The organism is Amycolatopsis sp. NPDC049252, assembly GCF_043197175.1.
In the GTDB taxonomy this organism is placed as follows: Bacteria; Actinomycetota; Actinomycetes; order Mycobacteriales; family Pseudonocardiaceae; genus Amycolatopsis.
The window spans coordinates 1-3,394 of the sequence record NZ_JBICSQ010000178.1 but is presented as its reverse complement, the minus strand read 5'-3'; the positions used below and the strand labels follow the sequence as shown (position 1 = coordinate 3,394).

At 73.5% G+C, this 3,394-nt stretch carries 3 protein-coding genes; 2 read left to right on the top strand and 1 reads right to left on the bottom strand.

Annotated elements, in window-relative coordinates:
- Positions 1 to 109 precede the first annotated feature (109 nt).
- The gene (locus ACGFMK_RS48910; RefSeq protein ID WP_392778928.1) at positions 110 to 1,423 is read right to left on the bottom strand and encodes a DUF349 domain-containing protein; all 1,314 of its coding nucleotides are present in this window, start codon (positions 1,421 to 1,423) and stop codon (positions 110 to 112) included.
- Between the two features lie 219 nt (positions 1,424 to 1,642).
- Between ACGFMK_RS48910 and miaA the strand changes: the two genes are divergently transcribed.
- Positions 1,643 to 2,569 carry a tRNA (adenosine(37)-N6)-dimethylallyltransferase MiaA gene (gene miaA / locus ACGFMK_RS48905; protein ID WP_392778925.1) on the top strand — a complete coding sequence of 309 codons (927 nt, stop codon included), beginning with the start codon at positions 1,643 to 1,645 and terminating at the stop codon, positions 2,567 to 2,569.
- 9 nt (positions 2,570 to 2,578) lie between these two features.
- Positions 2,579 to 3,394 (top strand): diaminopimelate epimerase (gene dapF / locus ACGFMK_RS48900; RefSeq protein ID WP_392778922.1); only part of this gene is annotated, 816 nt, incomplete at its 3' end.

Sequence of the window (3,394 nt, the reverse complement as noted above, 5' to 3'; positions counted from 1 at the left end):
TGGCGGACACCAGCCGAGGTCCTCACGAAGCTACTGTTAGATCAGCAGACACCAGGTGTTGCAACCACCGCATGAATCCGCCTGGCCTTCACGGACCTCGGGCCCGACCTCAGCGGTCGGCGACGGCCGCCTCCGCGGCCTGCAGCCACTCGCGCCACTGCGCGGCCTGGTCGTCGGCCTTCTTCGCGCGGCGCTCGTCGCCCGCGGCGCGGGCCTTGGCCGCCTGGGACTCGAACTGCTCGACGCGCTCGCGGAACTGCGCGGCCCGGGCCTGGGCCTCGGGGTCGGTGCGGCGCCAGCGGGAGTCCTCGGCCGACTTCACCGAGTCCTGGACGGCCTTCAGCCGGCCGTCCAGCTCCCGGATGCGCTCGCGCGGGACCTTGCCGATCTCGTCCCACTGCTCCTGGATCTTGCGCAGCGCGTTCTTCGCCGCTTCCAGGTTCGACGCGGCGTCGATCTTCTCGGCCTCGACCAGCAGCTCCTCCTTGCGGGACGCGTTCGTCGAGAACTCGGCGTCGCGCTCGGAGAACACCGCGGACCGGCGGGCGAAGAACTTGTCCTGCGCGGCGCGGAAGCGCTGCCACAGCGCTTCGTCGCTGTCCTTCGGGGCCCGGCCGGCGGCCTTCCACTCGGTCATCAGGTCCTTGTAGCGGCCGGCGGTGTCGCCCCAGTCGTCGGACTCGCTGATGGCCTCGGCCTCGGCGATGAGCTCTTCCTTGCGCGTCTTGGCCGCGGCGCGCTGCTTGTCGAGCTCGGCGAAGTGGGAGCCACGACGCCGGTTGAAGCCCTCGCGGGCCTTGGAGAACCGCTTCCACAGCTCGTCGTCGGTCTTGCGGTCGACGCCCTTGACCGTCTTCCACTCGTCCAGGATCGTGCGCAGCCGGTCGCCGGCCGCCTTCCACTGGGTGGAGTCCGCGGCGATCTTCTCGGCCTCTTCGGCCAGCTCCTGCTTGCGGGCGACGGCCGCGGCGCGGGCTTCCTCGCGCTCCTGCTTCGCGCTGGCCAGCGCCTTCTCGGCGTGCCCGATGACGTACTCCAGCCGGGCGCCCAGCGCGGCCAGGTCGCCGACCAGGGCGGCTTCGGCCAGGCCGTCGCGCAGCTGCGTGGCGTTCGACAGCGCGTGCTTCGGGTCGCCCGCGCCGGAAACCAGCCGGGTCTCCAGCAGCTCGACCTCGGTCCGCACGTCGTCGAAGCGGCGGGCGAAGTGCACCAGGCCCTCGTCGGGGCTGCCTGCCTGCCAGACGCCGACGGCGCGCTCGCCCTCGGCCGTGATGACGTAGACGGTGCCCTCTTCGTCGACCCGGCCCCAGGTGGACGGGGTGGGCTCGGCGGGCGGCACGGGCGGGGCGTTGTGCCCGGTGTGCAGCGCGTGCGGCACCGGGTGCGGGGCCGGGGTACCGGTGGAAGTGTTCTCCTGGGCCATCGCAGGCTCCTTATCGCCTGTACGCCCGCTGGCGCGGGCGCCCCGCCGGTGCGGCGGGGCCGGGTAATGCGGTCGTCACGGGCCGTGCTCGGATGCTACGGCCTCCACGCGGCATTCAAGCAGCTCAGCGCGCACCGTGGTACTGGATGAGCCACTCGAAGCTCGTGATCCTACTTCCGGTGGACGCTCCGTGTCGGGACGCCGGTATCGTCAGCCGTCGTGACCAGCCCCGCCGCCGCACCCCCGCTCCGCCCGGTCGCGGTGGTCGGGCCGACGGCGACCGGCAAGACCGCGCTGGCCGTGGAGCTGGCGCTGAAGCTCGGCGGGGAGGTCGTCAACGCCGACGCGCTGCAGCTCTACCGGGGCATGGACATCGGCACCGCCAAGGCCACCGACCAGGAGCGCCGCGGGGTGCCGCACCACCTGCTCGACGTGCTGGACGTGACCGAAACGGCGTCCGTCGCGGCCTACCAGCGCGACGCGCGGGCCGAGGTCGAGCGGCTGCTGGCCGCGGGCCGGGTGCCGGTGCTGACCGGCGGGTCCGGGCTCTACGTCCAGGCGGTGCTCGACGACCTGCGCTTCCCGGGCACCGACCCGGTCGTGCGCGCCCGCCTCGACGCGGAGGCGGTTTCGCTGGGCACCCCGGCCCTCTACACCCGGTTGGGTGAACGCGATCCGGCCGCGGCGGCCGCGATCCTGCCGACCAACACCCGCCGGATCGTGCGCGCGCTGGAGGTCATCGAGATCACCGGCGAGCCGTTCTCGGCGAACCTGCCGAAGCCGGGGCCCGCCCGCTACGGCACCGTCGTGATCGGCGTCGACCGGGCGCCCGGGGAACTCGACGAGCGCGTCGACGAGCGCGTCCGGCTGATGTTCGAGGCCGGCTTGGTCGACGAGGTCCGCGGGCTGCTGGAGCGCGGGCTGCGCGACGGGAAGACGGCGTCGCGGGCGCTGGGCTACCAGCAGGTGATCACCGAGCTGGACGGCGAGGGCGACTTCGAGGCGGCCGCCGCGGCGACGGCGCAGGCCACCCGGCGCTTCGTCCGGAAGCAACGGTCCTGGTTCCGGCGCGACCAGCGGATCCACTGGTTCGACGGCGCCGAGGCCGGGCTGGCCGCACGCGTCCTGGATACCCTGGCCCGGTAACCTTTCCCCATGGGCGGAATCGAGTTCCTCAAGGGGCACGGCACGCAGAACGACTTCGTGCTGCTCCCCGACGCGGCGGGCCGCCTCGAGCTGACCGAGGCCCGGATCGCCGCGCTGTGCGACCGCCACCGCGGCCTCGGGGCCGACGGCGTGCTCCGCATCGTCCGGGCCGCCGCGCTCGAAATCGCCTCCGAGGGCGAGTGGTTCATGGACTACCGCAACGCGGACGGTTCGATCGCCGAGATGTGCGGCAACGGCGTGCGCGTGTTCGCCCGCTACCTCGTCGACTCGGGGCTCGCGGCCGAGGGCGAGTTCGTGGTCGGCACCCGGGCGGGTGATCGCCCGGTGGTGGTGCACCCGGACCGGTCGGTCACGGTCGGGATGGGCCCGGCGACGATCACCGGCACGTCGGTCACCGTGGTGGCGGGTCGGCCGTTCTCCGGCGTGGCCGTGGACGTCGGCAACCCGCACCTGGTGTCGGTGCTCGACGACACCGACGTCCGGGACCTGGACCTGCGCGACCAGCCCGACTTCGACCACGACGTCTTCCCGAACGGCGTGAACCTCGAGTTCGTCAACCGCCTCGGCGAGGGCGCGCTGCGGATGCGCGTCCACGAGCGCGGCGTGGGGGAGACCCGCGCCTGCGGCACCGGCACGGTGGCCGCGGTGGCGGCGGCCTTCCACCTGGCGGGCACGGACACCGGCGCGTCCACAGTGGACGTCCCGGGCGGCCGGGTCGAGGTGACGGTGTCCCGCGGCGCGTCGACCCTGTCGGGCCCGGCGGAGATCGTGGCCCGCGGCGAAATCGACGACGCCTGGTGGGCC

Excerpts from the sequence above, each read along its gene's own strand:
- ACGFMK_RS48910 (WP_392778928.1), bottom strand. The coding sequence starts at position 1,423 with ATGGCCCAGGAGAACACTTCCACCGGTACCCCGGCCCCGCACCCGGTG.